This window comes from Janthinobacterium sp. SUN211 (assembly GCF_030587315.1).
Taxonomy (GTDB): Bacteria; Pseudomonadota; Gammaproteobacteria; order Burkholderiales; family Burkholderiaceae_D; genus Janthinobacterium; species Janthinobacterium kumbetense.
On the sequence record NZ_JAPWIC010000002.1, the window covers coordinates 156,548 to 181,214 of the forward strand.

Sequence of the window (24,667 nt, forward strand, 5' to 3'; positions counted from 1 at the left end):
CTGACTAGAACTGTTCATTTGCAACTATTTATATAACGGCAGCAAGGAACGGCTTCAGCAAACCGGATCGCGATTACCGCATGGACAAGTACACACCTCGTACCTGGGGGCCGGGCGAACGCCCGACCTTGCCCGGGTCGCCATCGATGCCCGAACATTCGACGCCCAAGCGTGTCGCGTACTTCATCGTCGGCCTGATCGTCGCCCTGACGGGGGGACTGGGCAACGGCCTGGTGACGGCCAATCTGCTGAACCTGCAAGGTTCGCTGGCTGCCTATGCCTACCAGATGCAGTGGCTGCCGGCCGCCTACGTGATGACCATCGTGTCCATGAATCTGCTGCTGGTGAAGTTCCGCCAGCAGTTCGGCCTGCGCCTGTTCACGGAAGCGTTCCTGGTGCTGTATGCGCTCGTGACGTTCGCCCACTTGTATGCGAATACCTTGCCGTCGGCGATCGCCGTGCGCGCCGCGCATGGCATGGTGGGCGGCGCGCTGGGCGTGCTGGGCCTGTACTACACCTTGCAGGCGTTTCCCGCGCGGCACCGCCTGAAAGGTGTGGTGCTGGGCCTGGGTTTTGCCCAATTGGCGCTGCCGCTGGCGCGCATCTTCACTTCCGAATTGCTGCAGATCGGCGAATGGCATGGCCTGTACCTGTTCGAGCTGGGACTGGCCCTGCTGGCGTTGGGCTGCGTGCTGGCCCTGAAACTGCCGCCCGGCGACAGGGTGCAGACGTTCGAGCCGCTCGATTTCCTCACCTTCATCCTGTTCGCGCCCGGCGTGGCCCTGCTGTGCGCCGTGCTGGCGCAGGGGCGCACGGCGTGGTGGATGGAATCCGAATGGGTGGGCGTATGTCTGGCGTGTTCCATCGTGCTGATCGCCGCGTCGCTGGCCATCGAGCATAACCGCGCGCGCCCGCTGCTCAACACGCGCTGGCTCACCACGGGCAAGATCGCCAAGCTGTTCTTGTCCGTGCTGCTGTTTCGCATCGTGCTGTCTGAATCGACGGGGGCCGTGGGCTTCCTGCAGGCGCTGGGCTTGAACACGGACCAGATGCAGAACCTGTTCATCGTGGTGCTGCTGGGCAGCGTGGCGGGCCTGGTGGTCAGCGCGCTGACGATCAATCCGGCCACCCTGAACCGCTCGCTGATGTTTGCGCTGCTGCTGATCGCCGCTGGCGCACTGATCGACGCGCACGCCACCAGCCAGACGCGCCCCGTCAACATGTATGTCAGCCAGTTCCTGCTGGCCTTTGGCGGCACGTATTTCCTCGGCCCTACCATGGTGGCCGGCATGGGCGCCGTGATCGCCGAGCCGCGCAACCTGGTGAGCTTTTCCGTGATGTTTACCATGACGCAGAACCTGGGCGGCTTGCTCGGCTCGGCCATCGTCGGCACCATCCAGACGGCGCGCGAAAAATACCATTCCAGCTATCTGGTCGAGCACCTCACCATGCTCGACCCGCAGGTGGCCGCGCGCGTGCAGTCCGGCGCCGCGAGCTACGGCGGCGTGCTGACGGATCCTGCCTTGCGCAGCGCCCAGGGCGTGGCGCGCCTGGGCGCCATCGCCACGCGCGAAGCCAATGTGCTGGCCTATAACGATGTCTTTTTGATGATCGCCGGCGTCGCCATCGTCACCTTGATCTGGATGCTGGTCAGCCAATCCTGGACCCGCATCACCACCGGCGCGCGTCGCCTGGTCGGCCCCGTGCGCGATGCGCAGACGGCCATGGCCATCGTCCCCATTACCAATTCGGAACCGAGCAATGACAGAAAATAACAATCCACCGCCACCTCCCGCACCTGCATCGGCGGCGCCAGCAGCCGTACCCGCCGCCCCTTCCACGGCGCAGCCGGACCGGCGCCACCAGTGGCTGTCCGCGCTGGCCTTTGCCGCCGTGGCCCTGGTGGGCGTGCTGATCGTGCTGTACGCGTGGCGGCTGCCGCCCTTCACCAGCCCCGTCGTGACGACGGAAAACGCCACCGTGCGGGGGCAGGTGACGATCATCGGCACGCAGCTGTCCGGCTACGTGGTGGAAGTGACGGTGCAGGATTTCATGGACGTCAAGGAAGGCCAGCTGTTGGTGCGCATCGACGACCGCATCTACCAGCAGCGCTACGAGCAGGCGCAGGCCCAGCTGGCGGCGCAGCAGGCGGCGCTGTCGAACTGGGCGCAGCAAAAGGCCAGCGCGCAGGCGGGCATTTCCGTCAGCGAGGCGGCGCTGGCCAATGCGGAAGCGCAGGCGCGCAAGGCCAGCGCCGACCTCAATCGCGTGGAACAATTGGTGGCCGACGGTTCCCTGTCGCAGCGCGAACACGATCAGTCGCGCGCCGCGCAGGCGCAGATGGCGGCCGCGCTGGCGCAGGCGCGGGCCAATCTCGACATCGCCCAGCAAAGCGTGCATTCCGTGGTGGTCAACAAGCAGGCCCTGGAAGCGGCCGTGGCGAATGCGCAGGCAGCCGTCAAGGCGGCGAAGATCGACCTCGATAACACGCGCATCGTGGCCCCTTCCGACGGCCAGCTGGGCCAGGTGACGGTGCGCCAGGGCGCGTACGTGAATTCGGGTGCGCAGCTGATGGCGCTGGTGCCGCGCCAGATGTGGGTGATCGCCAATTTCAAGGAAACGCAGATGAACGGCGTGCAGGAGGGGCAGAGCGCCACCTTCCACGTCGACGCGCTCGACGGCGCCGTGCTGACGGGCCAGGTGGAGCGCATCTCGCCGGCCACCGGTTCCGAGTTTTCCGTGCTGCCGGCCGATAACGCGACGGGCAATTACCTCAAGATCGCCCAGCGCATTCCCGTGCGCATCCGCATCGACGCGGGGCAGGCGAATGCGCGCCGGCTCGTGCCCGGCATGTCGGTGGTGGTCAGCGTCGACACGTCCGCCGTGTTGAACGACTCGGCGGACAATCCGGCGCCGCCGCCACCGCCGAAGAAGGCCAAGCCATGAAGCGCCATGTCCTGCTGATGGCCGGCGCGCTGGCGCTGGCCGGCTGCGCCGCCAACGCGCCCTTGCAGCCGCCATCGGCATTGCAGCTGCCGTCCGGCTGGCGCGCGCAGGCGGACGGTGCGCCGGTGCTCATTGCCGCCTCCGATGGCGCGCAGGTGGAGCAGCTGTGGTGGCAAGCGTTCGGCGATCCGGTCTTGAGCGACCTAGTGGGCGAGGCGCTGGCGCGCAACGGCGACTTGCGCGTGGCCCGCGCCCGCGTGCAGGAATACCGCGCGCGCCTGGCGCAGGCCGACGCGAACCGCGCGCCCAACCTGGCCTTCGACGGCTCGCCCACGCGCACGCGCACCCTGGCGTCCAGCGGCAAACCGTATGTGACGAATGTCTTCCAGGCCGAACTGCAGGCCAGCTATGAAATCGACGTGTGGGGCCGGCTGGCCAATCTGAGCGATGCTGCGGGCGAGAGTTACCGCGCCGAGCAGGCCAGCCTCGATGCGGCGGCCCTGTCGATCGCCGCCAGCGTGGCGACGAGTTACCTGAATCTGCGGGGGCTCGACGCGCAGCTGGCGCTCACGCAATCGACCCTGCAGCTGCGCGAACAGTCGCGCGAGCTGGCGCGCAAGCAGTTCGAGGTGGGCTACAGCTCGCGGCTGGAATGGCTGCAGGCGCAATCGGAATATCATGCGGCGGCCGAGCAGGTGCCGCAGCTGCAGCGGCAGATCTTTGAACAGGAAAACGCGCTGGCCGTCCTCGTCGGCGGCAATCCCGGCCCCATCGCGCGCGGCTTGCCGCTGGCCGAACTGGCGGCGCCGGGCGTGCCGGCCGGCCTGCCGTCCGAATTGCTGCGCCGGCGGCCCGACATCGCGCGCGCGGAACACAACCTGGCGGCCGCCAACGCCAGCCTGGCCGCCACGCGCGACCAGCTGCTGCCCTCGTTCAAGCTGACGGCCGTCGGCGGCGGGCAAGCGACGACGCTCACCGATTTCCTGCATGCGCCCACGGCCCTGTGGCGGCTGACGGCGCTGGCGGCCGGTCCCCTGTTCGACGGCGGGCGCGTGCAGGCGCAGACGGATGCGGCAGGCGCGCAGCGCGACCAGCTCGCGTACACCTATGAAAACGTGGTGCGCAACGCCTTCGCCGAAACGGAGAACAGCCTGGGCGCCATCTACCGCCTCCAGCAGCAGGCCGTGGAAAACGACGCGCGCCGCGCCACGGCGGCGGACACCCTGCGCATCGCGCATAACCGCTACCGCAATGGCTATGCCTCGTACCTGGAAGAGCTGGACGCCCAGCGCACCCTGTACAGCGCCGACGTGGGGCTGCTGCAACTGAAGACGCGCATCCTCGTCGCCTCGGTCGACCTGTACCGGGCCATGGGCGGCGGCTGGGCGGCAACGGCCCGCCCTTAACGCTTGTCCCGGCTGTCCCGGCAGGGGATGGATCCCTCTGCCGGGACAAGCGCCTGCTCCCTCCTGTCGCAGCATCCGGTTTTTTTGCCTGGATGCAGGCGCTTCGGTAACGTCTTGCCGCCCTTTCCCAAAACTCCCCGCGTTTCCCCTGTCCGCGACGGCGCGCCGCCGATCTTTCTTGTTGTATTTTCACAACTTCATTTTCACGTTGCAGTACATAAAAAATTTCCACATGGAATTCTTTTGCGATTTCTGCCGTGCTGCGCCTGTGATACCAATAAACATTGTCATTTGAATTATTTTTAGTATCACATGGGAAACACTTTTCTTTCTGATATGTACGCTAGAGTACATAGTGGCATATTGAGCGAAATTGGCATCTTTAGCCTCGCTTTCTATCATTTCAGGGGCGTGATGCCAAAAAACCTGCCGTAGTACCAATTTGAAAAAATAACAAAATAGACACATTTGTTAGCATGAGTGCAAGTGCCTTTGAGTGATTTTTTCATTTCCTTGCTTAATCTCAATTGATTAATTTTTTAATATTTTTATTGCTTGTAAAGCATTAAAAAATGCACCAGAATGTCGCAAATCATCAATGTTGTCATAAATTACACATTGAGTATTTGTTGACTTTCGTGCCGCCTTGCCATGTCCGCAGGGTGAAAAAGCAGGCCGTTCGCTGTTTTTTCTGGGCCGGAAGTGCCGTTGCAGCACACCGCACAACCCCCTGACGACTGCCATGCCTATGTCCTCCTTTTTGCGCACTATCTTTTCCTGTCTGATCTCCTGCAAGCGGGGAGGGCCGCGCGGTCTCCTGCAGCGCCTGTTATGGCTGATCGCCTGTTTCTGCACCCTTGGCGCGGCGGGAACGGCGTCGGCGGCGGCAATCGACTTGTCCGTTTCCGCCTACCTGCAGGCGCCGGACCCCGTGCCGCGTGGCGGCAAGGCCAGCTTTTCGGTGGTGGTGACGAACAATGAGGACCTGGTCGATGCGACGGGCACCGTGCGCCTGGCGGTGGAATTGCCCGCCAATGTGAATTTTGCGTCGAGCACGGCGCCGGCCGGTTGCACCTTCAATCTGGCAGCCAGTCCGCAATTGCTCACTTGCACGCGCAGCGGACTGGGCAAGACCGCGAACTGGACGGTCAATTTCAGCGGCACGGGCTCGGCGGCGTCTGCCGTGGTGACCAAGGCCAGCGTGTCCTTTGTCAACGTGGACACGGACGGCAACAGCTTCAACAACGATTCGATCAAGACGGTCACCGTCATCAAGGGCGCGGACCTGAGCGTCGCCGCCAGCGGCACGACGGGCTTGAGCGGTTGTCCCGCCGCTTGTACGGCAGCGGCCGGCGCAACGGTGGGCTACCGGGTGGACGTGGCGAATGCCGGTCCGGACAGCGCATCGCAATTCAAGGTCACGTACAACTTGCCGGCCAGCGCAGATTTTACCTACGCATCGGCGTCCGGCACGGGCTGGGCATGCGTCCGTTCGGGCACCGTGCTGACCTGTACCTACAGCGGCGCAGCCATCGGCGTCGGGCAGCAAGCTCCCCCCATCACGATCGGCGGGCGCATTGTCAAGAGCATCGCCGGCACCATCACCAACGGCGCGTCGGTGGCTTCCAGCGACTTGCAGACCGGCGATCCGGAAGACGGCAACAACGGACCTAGCCAGGTCATCGTCACGGTCAAGCCGGGCACCGACCTCGATGCCCGGCAAACCCTGGTGTCGAACGCCAGCGGCCTGAGCTCGTTGACGCAGGGCGAGGCGGTCAGCCTGAACCTGTGGGCCGTCAATAGCGGCACGCAGGACGCCAGCGGCGTCACCGTGAAGACGACGGTGTCCAGCGATTTCACGATCGGTACCTTGCCGGCCGGCTGCGCCAAGGCTGGCCAGACGATCACCTGCAATGTCGGCGCGCTGGCGCTGGGCGCCACCTCTTCCAAGTTCCTGATTCCGCTGACCGTCGCCACGGGTGCGACGGGCGGCGCGAATGTGGTGGACGTGGCACGCAGCGCCCCGCTCGACGGCTTGAACAATCCCGCCTCGGCCACCTACACCATCGTCGCGCCATTCGCCCACCTGACCCTGAGCAAGAGCAAGTCGCCAGGACTGGTTGCGGCCAATGGCCTGATCACCAATACCATCACGGTCACCAATGCGAGCACCTCCACCAGTGCCGCCAGCGGCACCGTGACCGTGACCGATACCTTGTCGCCGCAAGAAAGCTATGTGAGCGCCAGCGGCGCGGGCTGGACGTGCAGCGCGGCGGGACAGCTGGTGACCTGCACCTACACGATTTCCGGCAGCCTGGCGCGCGGCGCGAAACTGCCTGCCCTGGTTCTGACCACGCGCGCGCAAGCGGGGTTTTCCGGCACCTTGAGCAATACCGCCTGTACCGGCATGGCCGCCGGGTCGGCGCACCAGCCGCCGGACAATGCGAGCACGGGCAATTGCGACACCGCCAGCGTCACATCGACGCCGTTGAACGTCGACCTGGCCATCGTCAAGACGGCGTCCCTGGTCAGTTTGCCGGCCGCCTCGAATACCTTCAGCTATACCCTGGTGGTCAGCAATGCTGGCCCGGACAGCGCACCGACCGTCAAGGTGGTCGACGCCTTGCCGCACTGGTACAACGGCAGCGGCGGCACCACGGGCGGCAGCGTCGTGCTGGCCGGCAGCGGCGCAGGCGAAAGCTGCAGCTTTGCGTCGACCATCACGTGCACGCTGCTGAACCTGGGCAATGGCGCGTCGCGCACCATCACCATCACGCTCAATCGCCCGTTGAAGGACGGCGCCTTGCTCAATACCGCCACGGTATCGAGCCCGGATGCCATCGACACCGATGCGGCCAATAACAGCTCCGGCGCCACCGTCACCGTGGTGCCGCAGGCCGACGTCGGCGTCACGGCGATGGCTGGTGCGCCGAATCCCGTGCGCGTCGGCGTGCCGCTGGTGTTCACCACCTCGATCCGCAACAATGGCCCCAGCAGCGCGGCCAATGTGGTGCTGCGCCAGGTCATCGATCCTGCCCGCATGGCGTATGTGGCCGGCTCGGCCAGCATCGCGGGCAGCGCCGCGCAATGCACGCTGGTGCCCGCCTTCAGCGGTGCGCCTTATGCGGGACAGGCCGGCATCGAATGCCGGACCTTTGGACTCGGCGACGGCGAGACGCGCCAGCTGATCTTCTCTGTCATCCCCGTGTTCCCGTACCCCGATGCGGTCGACGCGGCCTATGCCAGCAGCGCCACCATCAGCACGACGACCGACGACAGCAACGCGGCCAATAACAGCAACAGCACCACCGTCACCGTGATCAGCAAGGAGCTGGACCTGAGCGTGTCGGCCGTCGATACGGGCTATGAACAGAGCCCGTTCGGCGATGCGCTGGTGTACAAGGTTACCGTGCAAAACAACGGGCCGTCGCTGGCCACCGGCCTGAAACTGGTCGTCACGCCCGTGCCGCCGCCGCAAAACGGCGCGGCCGTGCCGTATACCATGCTGTGGAATGCCGCCGGTACCACCTTGCCGGCCGGCGCCTCGTGCAGCCAGCCGGGCGGCGCGGGCACGAACCTGGTGTGCTACCTGGCCAGCGTGCCCGGCGATAGCACGCTGTCCAGCGGCGCCAGCCGCGTGTTCGGCCTGAAATTCGATACGGGTCCCGTCAGCAATGCGCCGCTGGGATCGATCACCTACAAGATCAACGCCAGCGTCGAATCGTTGGAAACGGGTGCTGCGCCGTTTGCCGGCGACAAGCTGGCGACGAACAACGTGGTGGAAGAAACCACCACCGTGCTGCCGAAGACCGACCTGATGCTGGTGTCGAAAACCGTTTCGCCCGCATCGCCGTTCAGCATCAACCAGCCCTTTAGCTACACCCTGGTGGTGGGGAATCTGGGTCCCGCCCTGGCGGCCAGCACGGTCGTCACCGACGTGCTGCCGGCCGGCTTCGTGCTGACGGGCGCACCGACGGCACGCCTTGGCTCGGGCGCTTCGCTGACCTTGAACAACTGCGTCAGCGGCGGTTCGCCGGTCACCGTGACCTGCACGCTGGGCGTGCTGCCGATTGCCTCGGGCGCCGCCGACACGGCCAACCTGGTCTCCATCACCATCCCCGTGAAGGCGCCATACCCGGCCTATGCGGGACCGTTCGCCAGCAATATCACGAATACCGCCAGCATCGTGCCGACGCCGGGCACCTCGCGCGATCCGAACGCCGGCAACAACAGTGCCAGCGTCGACGTGCAGATCGTCAAGTCGAGCATCGCCGGCTCCGTGTATAACGATGCGAACCGCAGCAACGGCATGGATGCCGGTGAGAAGATCACCAGCAGCGTGACGTTCTCGCTGTACGGCCAGGATTTCTGGGGCAACGATATCGGCACGGCGGGCGCGCCGCTGACCCTCAGCACCAGCAGCGGCGACTTCCTGTTCGACCGCCTGCCGCGCTCCGCGGCCGGCGGCTATACCCTCGTCGAGACACAGCCGGCCAGCTACGCCGACCTGTTTGAAGTCGCGGGCACGGCCGGTGGCACGCCGCCGCCGGCCAGCTGCGACAACGGCGCCAACTGTTCCGCCAGCGCGGCGCACAACACCATCGGCCAGATCGTGCTGGCGCCGAATACGGCGGCGACGGGCTACCTGTTCCAGGAATACGCGCATGCTGCCATCAGCGGCTACGTGTACGCCGACAAGAACAACAACGGCTTGCGCGAGGCGGGCGAAAATGGCATCGCCGGCGTGCAGGTGAAGCTCTCCGGCCTGACCTTCTGGGGCGCCGACGTGTGCGTCGCGATGGGCAGCGCGTGCACGGCCACCACCGATGCCAATGGCAAATACAGCTTCACGAATGTCCCGCCTAGCCGTCTGGGAGAATCCTACACGGTGACCGAACTGGCCCAGCCTGCCGGCCATGCGGATGGCAAGGAGCAGAACGGCGCCGGCAATGTCGTGGCGAACAGCGCGGGACGCGCGGCGCCGGAAGGCATCGTCATCGGCAGCATCGAACCGGGCCTGAGCTACACCGAGCGCAATTTCGGCGAACTGGCGCTGGCGTCGATTGCCGGCAGCGTCTACATGGACAGCAACCGCGATGCGGTGCGCCAGGGTGGTGAAAGCACGGGCGTGGCCGGTGTCACGCTGACCCTGAGCGGCAACGACCATCTCGGTCATCCCGTCTGTCCCGGCATTGCCGTGCCGAGCTGCACCTTCCAGACGGGCGCCGATGGCAGTTACCTGATTGCCGGCCTGGCGCCGAGCGACGCTGCCGGCTATGCCGTGACGGTCACGCCGCCGGCCAGCCTGTATCACACGGGTGCGCAGGCAGGCAGCCTCGGTGGCCTGATCGACGGCGCCGTGCGCGTGCCTGGCACGGGCGTGCCGGGTGCGGCGATCCGCACTGCCGGCGCCATCGTACTGCTGCCCGGCGCCACGGCGACGGGCTACCATTTCGGCCAGGCGCCAGGCGCGGCTGGGGGCGTGGCGCAGTCGCTGTCCGGTTACGTGTATATCGATGCGAACCGCAACGGCCGCAAGGATGGGGGCGAAACGGGCATCGCCGGCGTGACGGTCACGCTGTCGGGCACCACGGCGGACGGCTTCGACGTCTGCAGCGTGATCGTGCCTGCCTTGTGCACGCTGCAAACGGCGGCCGACGGCGGCTACAGCTTCACGGGCCTGCCGCAAAGCGACGGCAACGGCTATGCCGTGGCTGAAACCCAGCCTGCCGCCTACCTCGATGGCGCGGAAAGCGTGGGCACGGTCAATGGCGTCGCGACAGGCCGCATCGGCGGCAGTGCGCCCCGTTTCGACCAGTTCAACGGCATCGTGCTGCCGAACGGCGGCAGCGCGCGCGATTACAATTTTGGCGAACTGACGGGCAGCATCGCCGGCAAGGTCTACCTCGACGTCGACGGCAATGGCGCGGCCGGCAGCGGCGACACGCCGCTGGCGGGCGTGACCTTGACGCTGACCGGTGGCGCAGGCGGTCCCGTGACGGTACTGACCGATGCCAACGGCGCCTACCATTTCGACGGCCTGCTCGCCGGTACCTATGCCGTGACGCAAACGCAGCCGGTCAATTACGCCGATGCGGGCCAGGCGGCCGGCAATGGCGGCGGCAATGCCAGCGTGGCCAACGTGGTCAGCGCCATCGCGCTGGCGCCAGGCGCGCAATTGACGGGCTACGATTTCGGCGAGAAGACAGGCGCCATCAGCGGCGCCGTCTACGTCGACGCGAACGACAATGGCGTGCGCGATGCGGGTGAAACCGCGGGCATCGCCGGCGTTACCATCACCCTGACCGGCATCGCCCGCGATGGCGTGACGCCGGTCAACCGCACGGCCATCACGGCCGCCGACGGCAGCTACAGCTTGCGTGACCTGCCGCACGCGAATGCGGCCGGCTATACGCTGGTGGAAACGCAGCCGGCCGCCTATCTGGACGGACGCCAGCGCAAGGGCTTGATCGACGGCGCCGCCTCCTGCGCCAATCCGGCCTGCGACATCGGCACGGCCAATACGATCGCGCGCATTCCATTCGATGCGGCGAAGAGCCATACGCGTTTTGACTTCGGCGAACTGCAGGCGGCGAGTATTTCCGGCCGCGTGTACGGCGATGCGAACGACAGCGGCAGCTACGAGAAGGGCGAAGGCTTGCCTGGCGTGAGCCTGACGCTGAGCGGCATCGACAGCCACGGCAAGCCGGTCAATGTCACCGTCGTCACGGACGCCGATGGCAGCTACACCTTCCCTGGCCTGTATCCATCCGGTCCTGCCGGCTACACGGTCACTGAAACGCAGCCGGCCGGCCTGGGGAATTATCCGGGTGCGACGGGTACCTTTGTCGGCAGCATCAACGGCAAACCGGTCGGTACCGGCGTGGTGGATGTCGTCAGCGGCATCGTCCTGCCGCCCCAGGGCAATGGCAGCGGCTATGATTTCCGCGAACAGGTGTCGTCGTTGCGGGGTTTCGTGTATCGCGACCTGAACGACAACGGCGCCATGGACACGGGGGAAGCGGGCATTGCCGACATTGAAATCACTGTGCGCGGCGCGAACGGCTTGACCCGTACGGTGGTGACGGGAAGCGATGGCAGCTACCGCTTCGACGGCCTGCCTGCCGGTACCTACAGCCTGCTGGAAAGCCAGCCTGCCGTGTATCTCGACGGCCGCGAAATGGCCGGCAGCGCCGGCGGCAAGGTGAACAACGCCAGCTTCGGCGCGGCGCCGGAACATAACACGATCGGCGACATCGTGCTGCCGGTGGCGACGCAGGCGAGCGGCTACCTGTTTGGCGAACGCCATATGCTGGGCAAGATCGGCGGCGTGGTGTATGCCGACCTGAATAACGACGGCATCCGCAACGATGGCGAGTCAGGCATTGCCGGCGTGACGGTGGTCCTGAGCGGCACGTCCGTCGATGGCAAGCCCGTCAAACTGAGCGTGCTGACGGGTGCCGACGGCAGCTATCTGTTCGACACGGTGCCGGTCAGCGACGCCGCCGGCTACACCCTGACGGAAACGCAGCCGGCCGGCTATGTGGACGGCAAGACGGCGGTGCTGCCAGGATCGGTGGGCACGGCCAACGCCAGCAAGCCTGTCGGCGTGGGCAACAAGGATACGATCACCGGCATCAAGCTGGCGGCGGGCGACGACATGCGCGGCTATCTGTTCGGCGAGAAGGGCATCCCGCAATTGAAGCCGCCCATCATCAACGGCTACGTATGGCTGAACCGCGACGGCAGCCGTGTGCGTCCGCTCGACGGCAGCCAGGCTGGCGTGGCTGGCTGGACGGCCGAGCTGCACCAGGAAGGCAAATTGATCTGCCGCGCCATCACGGACGAGAAAGGCTTCTACCAGTTCGACAACCTGCATTGCCCCGGCTACGAGGCGAGTGGCTTGCCGACGGGTTCCGGCTATGCGATCACCTTCCTCAAGGATGGCAACAACATGCCGAATGTGCCCGTGTCGACGGGAGGCGAAGGCGTGGTGGTGCCGGGCGGTAGCCGCATCACCAACCTGACCTTGCGCGACGGCGACCGTGTCGTCGAGCAGAATCTGCCGCTCGATCCGGCCGGCGTGGTGTACGACTCCGTGACGCGCAAGCCGGTGGCTGGCGCCGTGGTGTCGATCAGCGGCCCTGCCGGTTTTGACAGCGCCACGCACCTGGTGGGCGGTATTGCCGAGCAGACGCAAACCGTGGGCAGCGACGGCATGTATCAGTTCCTGCTGCAGAACGGCTTCCCCAGCGGCGTGTATACGCTGAGCGTGGTGGCGCCGGCGAACTACCTGCTGGCGCCGTCCGGCAGCCTGCCGGCCTGCAAGGGACCATTGACAGTGGGCCTGGTGCCGGATCCGGCCTTTATCCAGGCCAGCGAGCTGGCGCCGGCATTGTCGACGAAGATGGAACTCGATCCGAACAACTGCACGGGACTGGTCGCCGGAGGCGCCAGGACCACGCAGTATTACCTGAGCTTTGTCATCACGAATGGCGGTTCGGCACCGATCCTGAACAACCATATCCCGCTCGACCCGCTGGGCAGCGACAGCATCATGGTGACGAAGGCGACGCCGATGCTGAACGTCACGCGCGGCGACCTGGTGCCGTACACGATCACGGCCAGCAATCCGCAGGCGGCGACCCTGGGCGCGATGGAGGTGCGCGACCTGATACCGGCCGGCTTCAAGTACCGCGTCGGCAGCGCGACCCGCAATGGCGTGCCGGCGGAACCTGTCGTCGATGGCCGCAGCTTGCGCTGGAAGGAAAGCGGTTTCGCGCCGAAGGAGAAGAAGACCTACAAGCTGATGCTGATGGTGGGTAGCGGCGTTGGCGATGGCGAATACGTCAACCAGGCCTGGGCAGCGACGGGCGAGACGCGTATTTCCAACCTGGCTACCGCCACGGTGCGCGTGGTGCCGGATGCCACTTTCGATTGTCCCGACATCATCGGCAAGGTGTTCGACGACCGGAACGCGAATGGCTACCAGGATGACGGCGAGGCGGGCATTGCCGGCGTGCGCATGGCGACGGCGCGCGGCTTGCTGGTGACGACGGATGCGGAAGGACGCTTCCACGTGGCTTGTCCGGCGATTCCGAATGCGGACCGCGGCTCGAACTTCGTCATGAAGCTCGATGACCGCACCCTGCCGAGCGGCTACCGCGTCACGACGGAAAATCCGCGCGATGTGCGCCTGACCCGAGGCAAGGTGGTCAAGCTGAACTTCGGCGCCACCATCCACCGTGTCGTGCGTCTTGAGCTGAGCGACGCCGCATTCGTCGCGGGCGAAACGGCCTTGCAGCCGGAATGGGCCGGACGCATCGGAGGATTGGTGGCTAGCCTGCGCGCCAAGCCATCGGTACTGCGCATCGCGTATGCCGCTGGCGGCGATGCCGCGCTGGCGCAGCGCCGCAGCAAGGCGATCGAAAGTGAGATGCAGGCGCGCTGGCAGGCACTGCAAAACGAATATCCCCTCGTCATCGAGATCGAGGGCGCACAATGAAACCGAAAATGACCATGAACGTTAGCAATCAAGGCACCTTCAAAGCGGCGGCCAGGCCGGTCCCCAAACGGCTCGTGTATTTGCTCGGCAGCATAGGCTTTGTCTGTCTGGGTGCGCATGCGCAAATGGCAAACGAGCATGCGCTGCGCGGGAAAATGCTGGACCGGAGCCACAGCATGGGGGCGCAGCAACCCTCGAGCGGTGAGCAGGAGTCGCCCGCTTTCAGCGGCCTGGCGCCGTCTGGCCTGAGTCGCGCCGAGCGTCGCGTGATCCTGGAAGCGGTGCCGCCGGCCACGCCGGCGCAGCAGAGCGTGACCTTCGACGATCTGCTGTCGGGCACCAATTTCGAGTCCGGCCGCGATGTGCTGCTGCCGGCCGCCACGGCCCGGCTTGACGCGCTTGCCGCACGTTTGCGCGGCAAGCAGAAGGTGCGCGTGCAGGTGATCGGGCATACGGACAACCAGCGCATCGCCGCCTGGTTGAAGCCGACTTTCCCGACCAACCAGCATCTGTCGGAGGCGCGCGCGCTGGCCGTCACGGCCTATCTGATGCGCGCGCTGGACTTGCCGGCGTCGGCCTTCTCCGCCAGCGGCAAGGGCGAGAGCGAAGCGATCGCGTCGAACGCCACGCCGCAAGGCATGGCGCAGAACCGCCGCACGGAAATCCGTGCCTGGTACGAGGAAGCCGTCGAACTGCCGGCTGTCGCCGCCGCACCGCCGAAGCGCATCGAGACGGTGGTGCAGGTCGACGATTGCGCCGTCGCCAGCCAGCTGGCCAACCGCGATGCAGCCTTCTCCATCAGCATAGACGGCGTGGTGCAGGACACCGATACGCCGCAGCAGGAGGCGGACCGTCAGCGCTGCGTCGACGTGGCGCTGGAGCGTTCCGACATCCAGGTCAAGTACGACCCCCTGAATGTGGCGCCGGCCTTGAATGTCTGGCTGGCAGCGCCTTATGCGCAGCGCCAGGCGCCTGTGCGTTTTGGCACGTACACCAATTACGCATTTTTCCAGCAGCGCGCCGAGATCCGCATCTTCGCCAAGGGACAGAGCACGCAGGAGCAGCCATTTGCGATTGTGCCCGCGACGATGGGCGAAGCGACGGCCTGGCAGGCACCGGCCGATGCGCCGGAGCAGATCGGCTACCTGCTGCGCGTCTACGACGCAGGCGGCAAGTTCGACGAGACGCGTTTGCAGCCACTGCGCCTGCTCGATGCGGCGCCGCCCGAAGCGCCGGGCAAGAAGGCCGGCGGCGATGCCTTGGCCGGTTGGGGCGAGTCGAGCCTGATCTTGCGCAATATCGATGCATCGGGCGGCAGCGTCACCATCAGCGGCGAGAAGATCAAGCCTGGCCAGCAGGTGACGGCGCTGGGCATGGTCGTGCCGGTCGACGTCAGCGGCAAGTTCGCCATGCGCCAGATCATGCGTCCTGGACCGCATACGGTGGAAGTGGCCGTGAAGGATGGCAGCGGGGCCGGCATGACCTTCCGCCGCAACCTGAATATCGCCGACAGCGACTGGTTCTATGTGGCGCTGGCCGACCTGACCATTGGCCGCGACCGCACCAAGGGACCGGCGGAACTGGTCACGGGCGACACGCAGCACTACCGGAACGAGACCTGGGCCGACGGCCGCGGCGCGTTTTACTTGAAGGGCAAGATCAAGGGCGACTACCTGCTGACGGCCAGCGCCGACACGCGCGAGCAGCCCCTGCGCGACCTGTTCCACAATTTCCAGAGCAAGGACCCGAACTACCTGCTGCGCCGCATCGATCCGGACAAATACTATCCCGTGTACGGCGACGACAGCACCACCGTCGACGATGCGCCTACCCAGGGGCGCTTTTACGTGCGCCTGGAAAAAGGCGATTCGTCCGTCATGTGGGGGAATTTCCAGACCACCTGGAGCGGCTCGGAACTGGCCCAGTACAGCCGCGGCCTGTATGGCGCCAACCTGTTGTGGAATGGCGCCGCCAGCACCAGCCATGGCGAAAAGGCCAGCACGGTCAACGCCTTTGCCGCTTCGCCGGGCACCTTGCAGTCGCGCGAGGAATTTCGCGGCACGGGCGGTTCGCAATACTATCTGCGCCACCTGGACCTGACGCAAGGTTCGGAACGCCTGTGGGTGGAAGTGCGCGACAAGGATTCGGGCCTGGTGATCGAGCGCATCCAGCTGACGCCTTCGCAGGATTATGAAATCAACTACCTGCAGGGACGCCTGACCCTGCGCTCGCCGCTGTCCTCCGTGGCCGATGGCGGCGCGCTGGTGCAAAGCGCCAGCCTGAGCGGCAATCCCGTGTACCTGGTGGCGACGTATGAGTATGTGCCGGGCCTGAGCGCCATTTCCGGCACCTCGGTGGGGGTGCGCGCCAGCCACTGGTTCAACGACCATGTGCGCATCGGGGCCAGCAATTATCACCAGGGCGAACAGGGTTCGGACCAGACCCTCAAGGAGCTGGACCTGACCTTGCGCTACAAGCCGGGTACCTGGATCAAGGCCGAGGCGGCCCGTTCCAGCGGCGACGCCAGCAGCGTGCTCAGTTCATCGAGCGGCGGCTTCGATTTCAACCAGACGACGACGGGCGGCCGCCCTGCCAACGCGAAGCGCTTCGACGGCGCGCTGGACCTGGCCGACCTGGGCGGCGCGGCGCGCGGCCGCATCGCCGCCTACTGGCAGGACCGCGAAGCCGGTTACGCGGGACCGGGCATGCAGACCCTGAACGGCGAGGCCGTGAGGCAAACGGGCCTGGCGGCGACCGTGCCGCTGGGCGAGCGCACGGAAGTGTCGCTGAAGGCGGATGACCGCACGGCCACCAGCCAGGATGCGCGCGCAGTGGAAGCGGCGCTGCGCCACAAGCTCGATGCGGAGTGGGGCGTGTCGGCAGGCCTGCGGCACGACCGCCGCGACAATGCGTTGGGCAGGGACAATGCCAGCGCCATCCTGAGCCAGGATGGCGGGCGCAGCGACGCCGTGCTGCGCGTCGACTATCGCCCATTGCAGGAGGGCCAGCAAGCCCGGGATGGCGCGCTGGAAAAGACGCCGGCGTCGAACATCGTGCCGCAGCAGGGACTGGAAGGCGGCATCACGGGCCAGCTGGTGACGCAGGGCCGCGAGGCGGGCATGGCTGGCGGTCCGCAGTACGGCCCCGACACCACGCTCGCTTCCGGCGTGGCCTCGGCGCGCGTGGCAGGATTGCTGTACGCGCCGTGGGACATGTACGGCTTCGTGCAGCATACCTTGTCGCGCAGCGGCAACCGCGCCCTGAATGACCGCGCGGGACTGGGTGGCACTTACCAAGTGAGCGAACGCCTGCGCCTGGGGGCGGAAGCGTCGGGCGGCAGCGGCGGCGTGGGCGGCCAGCTGTTCGGCAACATGCAGATGGATGAGCGCAGCAGCGTTTACCTGAACTACCGCATGGAAACGGAAACGCCGGATGTGAACTACAGCGGCCGCCAGTCTACCTTGACGGCGGGCAGCCGCTACCGCCTGAACGAGAAGGCGGGCCTGTTTGCGGAAAGCCGCTGGGGCAATGGCGCGGGGCCGCAAAGCCTGACGCACGCGTTCGGCGTGGACCTGGCGCCCACCGAGCGCTGGACCACGGGCATCAAGTTCGAGACGGGCACGCTGTCGAATCCCCTGTCGGGCGACTTGAAGCGCGACGCCATCGGCCTGACGGCGGCATATGCCTACGAGCGGCTGAAGTTTTCCAGTGCGCTGGAGTTCCGCACGGACCGCACGAAGTCGCTGGGGACGGTGGATGGCAGTTGCGCCACCGTGCCGGCTGATGGCGGCTGCGTCACGGACGCGAACAGCGAACACCGCAAGGTGTGGCTGACGCGTAATGCGCTGAGCTACCAGCTGGACCGCGATTGGCGCCTGCTGGGCAAGTTCAACCTGTCGCGCAGCAGTTCCACGCGGGGCGCCTTCTACGATGGCGACTACACGGAAGTGGTGACGGGAGCGGCCTATCGCCCGGTCGACAACGACCGCTGGAATACCCTGTTCAAGTACACGTACTTTTATAACCTGCCATCGCCAGGCCAGGTCGACGGCGTCACGGGCGGGGTGCTCGACTACACGCAGAAAAGCCATATCCTGAATGTCGATACGACGTATGACGTGCGGCCATGGCTGTCGTTGGGCGGGAAATTCGGCGTGCGCACGGGCCAGTTGCGCGCGTCGAAGACGCAAGGCGAGTGGTTTTCCAGCCGCGCGGAATTGCTGGTGCTGCGCGCCGACTTCCATATCGTCAAGGAGTGGGATGCCCTGATCGAGGGACGCAGGCTGAAGGCGCGCGAGGCGGGCGATGCGCGTGCCGGCGCCCTGGTCGGCGTCTACCGGCATGTGGCGAAGCACGCCAAGATCGGCATCGGCTACAACTTCACGACCTTCTCGGACGATTTGACGGATTTGTCGTATCGCAGCCGGGGCTGGTTCCTGAACGCCATCAGCACGTTCTGACGCCCATAGGCGCGCCAGGAAAGCAGGACGGTCTCGCGGCTGTCCTGCTTTTTTTTCGCCGTTCGCGTGTCTCCCCGACGGGCTTGCCGCGACGGCCGGTGTAATATTGAGCCAGGGAAAGCGGCGGCATGGTGCCAGCGGCTCCCGTCACGAACGAGGTTGTAACATGACGATTTTTGGCATAGGCATCCACATCCTGATCGCGCTGTTTTTTGCGATTCACGTGGTGCGCAACGGGCAGCAGTTGTACTGGCTGCTCATTTTATTCATGTTTCCGCTGCTGGGCAGCGTGGTGTATTTCTTCGCCATCTACCTGCCCAATTCGCGCCTGCCGCAAGGCGCGCGCAAGGTAGCTTCGGTGGCCGTGCAAGTGCTCGATCCGAATCGCGAACTGCGCGAGGCGAAAGCCGCTTTCGAGTACACGCCGACGGCGCAGAACCAGATGCGCCTGGCCAGCGCGCAGCTGGAAGCGGGCGATGCGCAGGAAGCGGCATCGACGTATGAAGCCTGCCTGCAGGGAGCGTTTTCCTCGGATCTGGAAATCCGCCTGGGCGCGGCACGCGCCTACCTGGAATGTGGGCGCGGCGCCGAGGCCTTGACGCACCTGGAGTTTATCCGTCGCACGGATATCCATTTCCGTCCCGAGATGGTGTCCCTGCTGACGGCGCGCGCGCTGGCGCAAAGCGGACGCCAGCCGGAGGCGAAGGCGGAATTCGACGATGCGCTGGCGCGCTACAACAGCTTCGAGTGCCGCGCCGAATGCGCGATCTGGGCGCTGCAGCAGGGCGACAAGGTATTGTCGGAACGCCTGCTGCTCGATATCGACAGCGCCATGGCCCGCTGGAGCAGCCATACGCGTGCCATGTATGCGCCGCTGCTGGCGCGCCTGGAGGCGGCGCGCCGCTGATTTTTTGCCGGTGCCTAGTTCAGACGCCAGGCACCGTATTCTTGCCCTCGACCAGTTTGTACCCCTTGCCATCGAAGCCATAGCGCGCGTGGCCGTTCAAGGGCGTAGCGATGCGCGGCGGGTCTTCGTCCGGCTTGACCGTGACGCCCGGTTTGATCTTCTCGGAGGCGCCCTTGAAATCGATCAGCAAGTCGTCGTAGGCGCCGCCATTGCGCGCTGCCGCGAAGCGCCACTTGCCGTCGACCATCCAGCACTCGTCCGTGTCAGGCCCGCAGGCGCCCATATTGTCCGAATACAGGTCGATGCCGCCATCGAGCGCCGTCACTTTGCCGTCGCCGATTTCAAACAGGGCCAGCTGCGTGATGGTGTAACCCTGGCCCGTATAGCCATGGCGTATCGCCAGTCCCGGCTTGTTCGCACCCAGCATGACCCAGTGGACTTCGCCGAGCTGCCCCGATGAACCCAGGGCGGCGATGTTTTCCAGGCGTTTCACGACTTGCCACTGGCCGTCTTCCGGCTGGCCCTTGGGCGCCAGGAAAAAGACGTTCAACAGCCCCGGCGAGGCATGCGCCGATTCCGCCGTGCCTTCCGTGTTGGCCGTTTCCGCATTCGCCACCAGGATGGCGCGGCCATCGGGCAGCAGCTTGTGGCTGACGGCGCTGACCACGTAACTGAGTTTGTCGACATGGTTGTCCGGATCGGACAGGTCGGCCAGCGCATCGTCGCTGTCGCTGCGGTAGTCCTTGCCGAAGACTGCGCGCATCATGCCCGCTTCGCGTTCACGCGCCTGCGGCGTGTTCATCGCTTCCGTCCTGGGCGCGGTGGCGGCCGGCGGCGGCACGTGTTCGGCCGATGCCGTGTCGGCTGCCTCCGCGGCTGCGGGGACATCGCTTGCCACGTCAGCTGCCGCGTCGGCGCTGGCGGGGGCGGTCTTGTCCGAGCAGGCGCCGAGCAGTGCGGATACCATTAACAGGACGAGCGGGGTGCGGTAATTCATAGGCAGGGCAGATTGCGTTCATGGAGAATGGGCCCAGTATGCCAGATAGATGGAAGCGAGGGAGCGCGGCCTGGCGGCCGGTCCTTCGCTTCCTTGCCCGCAGGGGGCGATTTTGCAAACGGTGGCGGCGCTTATTTTTCCAGCGCCACCTTGTCATCGCGCCGCAGCGGCGCCTTCTGGCGGCGCAGTCTGGCCATGCCGCGCTTGAGCAGGTGCTCCAGGTCGTCGATGTAGGTGAATACGGCCGGCACCACCAGCAGGCTCAGTAAAGTCGACGTGATCAGGCCGCCGATGACGGTAATGGCCATCGGCGAACGGAAGCTGGGGTCGGCGCCCCAGCCCAGCGCCAGCGGCATCATGCCGGCGCCCATGGCGATCGTCGTCATCAGGATGGGCCGGCTGCGCTTGTGGCAAGCGTCGACCAGCGCATCGAAGCGGTTCATGCCAGTCTGGCGCGCCAGGATCGCATAGTCGACCAGCAGGATCGAGTTCTTGGTGACGATCCCCATCAGCATGATCAGGCCGATCATCGACGGCATCGACAGGGCGCTGCCCGTGATCAGCAGGGCCACGAAAGCGCCGCCGATCGACAGCGGCAGCGCCGCCAGGATGGTCACCGGCTGCATGAAGTCCTTGAACAGCAGCACCAGCACGCAGTAGATGCACAACACGCCGATCAGCATGGCCAGGCCGAAGCTGGCGAACAGCGAGGCCATTTCCTGCGCGTCGCCCAGTTCGGCGATCTTCACGGATGGCGGCAGATTTTTCATCGACGGCAGCGCGCGCGCTTCTTCATTCAGTTCGCCCAGGGTGCGCGAACCGAGTTCCACGTCGAGGGTGACGTTGCGGCTGCGGTTCAAACGGTCGATCTGCGCCGGGCCGCTTTCCATCGTCACGGTGGCCACGTTCGCCAGGCGCACGGGACCATTCTTGCCGGGCACCGTCAGGCGCTCGATGGCGGCCAGGTCGGCGCGCACGCTGTTGGGCAGCTTGACGCGGATCGGTACCTGCCGCTCGGGCAGGTTCATTTTCGTCAGGTCCGTGTCGTAGTCGCCGGCCGTGGCCACGCGCACCGTCTCACCGATGGCCGCCGCCGTCACGCCCAGGTCGGCGGCCTTGGCAAAATCAGGGCGCACGATGATTTCCGGGCGCACCAGCGAAGCGCTGGAATTGACGTTGCCGATGCCTTTCAGGCCGCGCAGCTCGCGCTCGACTTTCTGTGCCGCCGCCATCAGCGCCACCGGGTCTTCCGAGCGCAGCACCAGCTGCATCTTGACGCCCGTGTCGGGCGGCCCCACCGTGAAGCGCGCGCCGGGAATGGCATCGAGCTTGTGGCGCAGCTGCGTTTCCAGGCCCGCCATCGATTCCTTGCGCTCCGTGCGGTGCACGGTGGTCAGGGTCAGCACGGCGCGGCGCGCCTCGGCCGCCGCGCCGGGGGCGAAGGCGTCGCCGCTGGAGCCGCCGCCTATCGAACTGAAGACGCCCTGGATGCCTGGCGTGCGCATGGCCGCATCGCGCGCCAGGGCCGCCACGGCTTGCGTTTCGCCCAGGGTGGAGCCGGGCGGCAGTTCCAGGTTGATCTGCGTCTGCGCGCGGTCGGCGGCCGGCACGAAGCCCGTCGGCAGCAGGGGCACGAGCGCGATGGCACCGATAAAGAACAGGGCAGCGGCGATGGCCGTGGTGCCGCGGTGGTTCAGGCACCAGCGCATGACGCGCAGGTAGCGCGTCATCAGCCAGCCATCCTGTTCTTCCTTGTGCGGCAGCGGTTTCAATATGTAGGCTGCCATCATCGGCGTGAGCAGGCGCGCCACCACCAGCGAGGCCAGTACGGCCAGCACGGCCGTCCAGCCGAACTGCTTGAAGAACAGGCCGGGAATGCCGCTCATGAAGGCCGTCGGCAGGAATACGGCCACCAGCGCGAAGGTGGTGGCGATCACCGCCATGCCGATTTCGTCGGCCGCTTCCATGGCCGCTTCCATGGGCGACTTGCCCATGCGCAGATGGCGCTCGATGTTTTCGATTTCCACGATGGCGTCGTCGACCAGCACGCCGACGACCAGCGCCAGCGACAGCAGGGTGACGGTGTTGAGCGTGTAACCGAACCAGTAGATGCCGAGGAAGGCCGGCATCACGGACAGGGGCAGGGCGGCGGCGGCCACCAAGGTGGCGCGCCAGTCGCGCAGGAACCACCACACCACCAGCACGGCCAGCAGCGCGCCTTCGTACAGCAGCTCCATCGAGCCGTCGAAGTTCTCCTCGACGGGGAAGGCATTGTCGATCGACTGCTGCAGCACGACATTCGGGTTTTCCTTCTGCAGGTCGGCGATGGCGTCGCGCGCGCCCTTGGCGACGGCCACTTCGCTGGCGCCCTTGGTGCGGAACACTTCAAAGGCGACGACGGTCTTGCCATCCTGCTCGGCCAGCGCGCGCGGTTCGGCGACCGTGTCGCGCACGGTGGCCACCTGGTCCAGGCGCACGTGGCGCCCGTCCGGCAGCGGCACTTCCACGCGCGACAGTTCATCGGCCGTTTTCACGGTGGCGATGGTGCGCACCGACTGCTCGGCGCCGCTGATGTCGCCCCGGCCGCCGGGCGCTTCGCGCTGCACCAGGCGCAACTGACGCGAGACGTCGAGGGCCGACACTTTCAAGGCGGCCATGCGCGCCTCGTCGAGTTCCACCTGGATCTCGCGGTAGACGCCGCCCACGCGGGTGACGGCGCCCACGCCGGGCACGGTCAGGAGGCGCTTGGCCACCGTGTTGTCGACGAACCAGGACAGGTCAGGCGCGTCGAGCGGATTGTCGACGCCTGGTTTTGCTGTGGCGATAAAGGTCAGCACCACCCTGCCTGCGGTGGACGCTTTGGTGACGGTGGGGTCGCGCAGCTCGGCCGGCATGTCCGCCTTGACGCGCGCGACGGCGTCGCGCACATCGTTGACGGCTTCGGCGATCTGCTTTTCCAGGATGAATTCGACGGTCACCGTGACGACGCCATCGAGCACCTTGGTGTAGATGTTTTTCACGCCTTGCAGGGTGGCGACGGAGTCTTCGATCTTGCGCGCCACTTCCGTTTCCAGCTGCGCCGGCGCGGCGCCGGGCAGCACCGCGCTGACGGTGACGATGGGCAGTTCGATGTCGGGGAAATCCTGCACCGGATTGGCCTTGTAGGCCAGCAAGCCGGCCAGGGTCAGCAGCACGAACAGCATGATGGCCGGGATCGGATTCTTGATCGAGAGGGAGGAAAAATTCATGGTTTTTCCTTACTTCTTCGCTGCGGCCGGCTTGGCAGCCGCTGCGACCGGGGTTGCCACCGGGTTTTGAACATTCCGCACCAGGTCACCGTCATTGAGGAAGCCGGCGCCGCTGACGACGATGGTGGTGTCGGCCGTGATGCCGCCTAAAATCTCGATGCGGTCGCTCAGGCGCCGTCCGGCCTGCACCTTGATCTGGCTGACCCGCTGGTCGGCATTCAGGCGGAAGACATAGCTGAAGCCATCGCGTACGGCAATCGCCTGCTGCGGCACCGTCAGCGCGCCCGAGGTGCCCAGTTCGAATTCGCCGCTGGCGTACATGCCGGCCTTGAACGGCGCATTATTGCCGGTGCTGGCCGGCAGGTCGACGTACACGAGGGCCGAACGCGTCTGCGGGTCGACGGTAGGGGCGATCATGCGCACCTTGCCCGTCAAAACGCTGCCATTGGCTGCCTTGACTTGCGCCAGGGTGCCCGCTTTCAGGTTCAGCAGCTCGGTGGCCGTCACTTCGGCGCGCCATTCGAGGCGGCCCTGGCGGATCATGCGGAACAGTTCCGTGCCGGCGCCCACGACGGAGCCGACGGTGGCCGAGCGCGCAGAGATAATGCCGCTGTCGGGCGCCACCACCTGCGTGTATTTCAGGCGCAGCTGTTGCGACGCCAGCTGCGCCTTGGCGGACGCGATGCGTGCGTTGGCCGTCTGTTCGGCCGTCAGGTACTGGCTGATCTGCTGCGCGCTGATGGCGCCCGTGCTTTGCAGCGAACGGGCGCGCTGCGCGTTGGCGGCGGCTTCCGCGGCATTTGCTTCCGCTTCCAGCACGGCGGCCTTCGCCTGCGCCACGTCGGCATTGACTGTGTCATTCGAGAACACGGCCAGCACCTGGCCGGCGCGCACCACGTCGCCGACATTCACGCGCACATCCGTCAGGCGCAAGCCGTTCGATTCGCTGCCGATGACGGCTTCCTGCCAGGCGGCCACGTTGCCGTTGGCCTTCAGCTTGATGGGCAGGCTGGCCGTCTGCGGCTTGGCCGTGGTGACGGTGAGCGCCGGTTTTTGCGCCGCGTTCTTATCCTTGGCGTCGTCGGCCGCCGTGGAGGACGGGGAATATAGGGTAACGCCGGCGCCCAGCACAATGCAGAGGGCGGCAAGGGCGAGAGCCATCGGTTTCAAGGTCATTTTTTTCATGTTGTCGTATCCG

Annotated in this window: 10 protein-coding genes; 6 read left to right on the plus strand and 4 right to left on the minus strand. The window is 65.9% G+C overall.

Annotation, left to right across the window (positions count from 1 at the left end):
* Positions 1-80 precede the first annotated feature (80 nt).
* From O3301_RS06445 to O3301_RS06455, 3 genes are read left to right on the plus strand one after another with little or no spacing between them, the layout of a single operon-like run.
* On the plus strand, positions 81-1,775 hold the full coding sequence (locus O3301_RS06445; RefSeq protein ID WP_305055923.1) for an MFS transporter: 1,695 nt from the start codon (positions 81-83) through the stop codon (positions 1,773-1,775).
* The gene (locus O3301_RS06450; RefSeq protein ID WP_305055924.1) at positions 1,762-2,946 is read left to right on the plus strand and encodes an HlyD family secretion protein; all 1,185 of its coding nucleotides are present in this window, start codon (positions 1,762-1,764) and stop codon (positions 2,944-2,946) included. The genes O3301_RS06445 and O3301_RS06450 overlap by 14 nt, the downstream gene beginning before the upstream one ends.
* Positions 2,943-4,352, plus strand: a complete 1,410-nt coding sequence (locus tag O3301_RS06455) for an efflux transporter outer membrane subunit (RefSeq protein WP_305055925.1) — start codon at positions 2,943-2,945, stop codon at positions 4,350-4,352. Before O3301_RS06450 ends, O3301_RS06455 begins: the two co-directional genes overlap by 4 nt.
* Positions 4,353-4,883: 531 nt before the next feature.
* Here O3301_RS06455 and O3301_RS06460 read toward each other — a convergent pair.
* Entirely contained in the window at positions 4,884-5,096 is a 213-nt protein-coding gene (locus tag O3301_RS06460; RefSeq protein ID WP_305055926.1) for a hypothetical protein, read from the minus strand.
* Positions 5,097-5,247: 151 nt separating this feature from the next.
* Between O3301_RS06460 and O3301_RS06465 the strand changes: the two genes are divergently transcribed.
* The 3 genes from O3301_RS06465 to O3301_RS06475 all read left to right on the plus strand — a co-directional run bounded on the left by O3301_RS06465 (position 5,248) and on the right by O3301_RS06475 (position 19,224).
* On the plus strand, positions 5,248-13,857 hold the full coding sequence (locus tag O3301_RS06465; protein ID WP_305055927.1) for an SdrD B-like domain-containing protein: 8,610 nt from the start codon (positions 5,248-5,250) through the stop codon (positions 13,855-13,857).
* 14 nt (positions 13,858-13,871) lie between these two features.
* Positions 13,872-18,317, plus strand: a complete 4,446-nt coding sequence (locus O3301_RS06470; protein WP_305055928.1) for an OmpA family protein — start codon at positions 13,872-13,874, stop codon at positions 18,315-18,317.
* 166 nt (positions 18,318-18,483) lie between these two features.
* Positions 18,484-19,224, plus strand: coding sequence for a tetratricopeptide repeat protein (locus O3301_RS06475; RefSeq protein WP_099666716.1), 741 nt, complete (start codon positions 18,484-18,486; stop codon positions 19,222-19,224).
* A gap of 19 nt (positions 19,225-19,243) precedes the next feature.
* On the opposite strand, the gene O3301_RS06480 is transcribed toward O3301_RS06475, so the two are convergent.
* The 3 genes from O3301_RS06480 to O3301_RS06490 all read right to left on the minus strand — a co-directional run bounded on the left by O3301_RS06480 (position 19,244) and on the right by O3301_RS06490 (position 24,654).
* Positions 19,244-20,221 carry a hypothetical protein gene (locus O3301_RS06480; RefSeq protein ID WP_305055929.1) on the minus strand — a complete coding sequence of 326 codons (978 nt, stop codon included), beginning with the start codon at positions 20,219-20,221 and terminating at the stop codon, positions 19,244-19,246.
* A 131-nt stretch (positions 20,222-20,352) separates the two neighbouring features.
* Positions 20,353-23,469, minus strand: a complete 3,117-nt coding sequence (locus O3301_RS06485; RefSeq protein ID WP_305055930.1) for an efflux RND transporter permease subunit — start codon at positions 23,467-23,469, stop codon at positions 20,353-20,355.
* Between the two features lie 9 nt (positions 23,470-23,478).
* Positions 23,479-24,654, minus strand: a complete 1,176-nt coding sequence (locus O3301_RS06490) for an efflux RND transporter periplasmic adaptor subunit (RefSeq protein WP_305055931.1) — start codon at positions 24,652-24,654, stop codon at positions 23,479-23,481.
* Between the last annotated feature and the right edge of the window lie 13 nt (positions 24,655-24,667).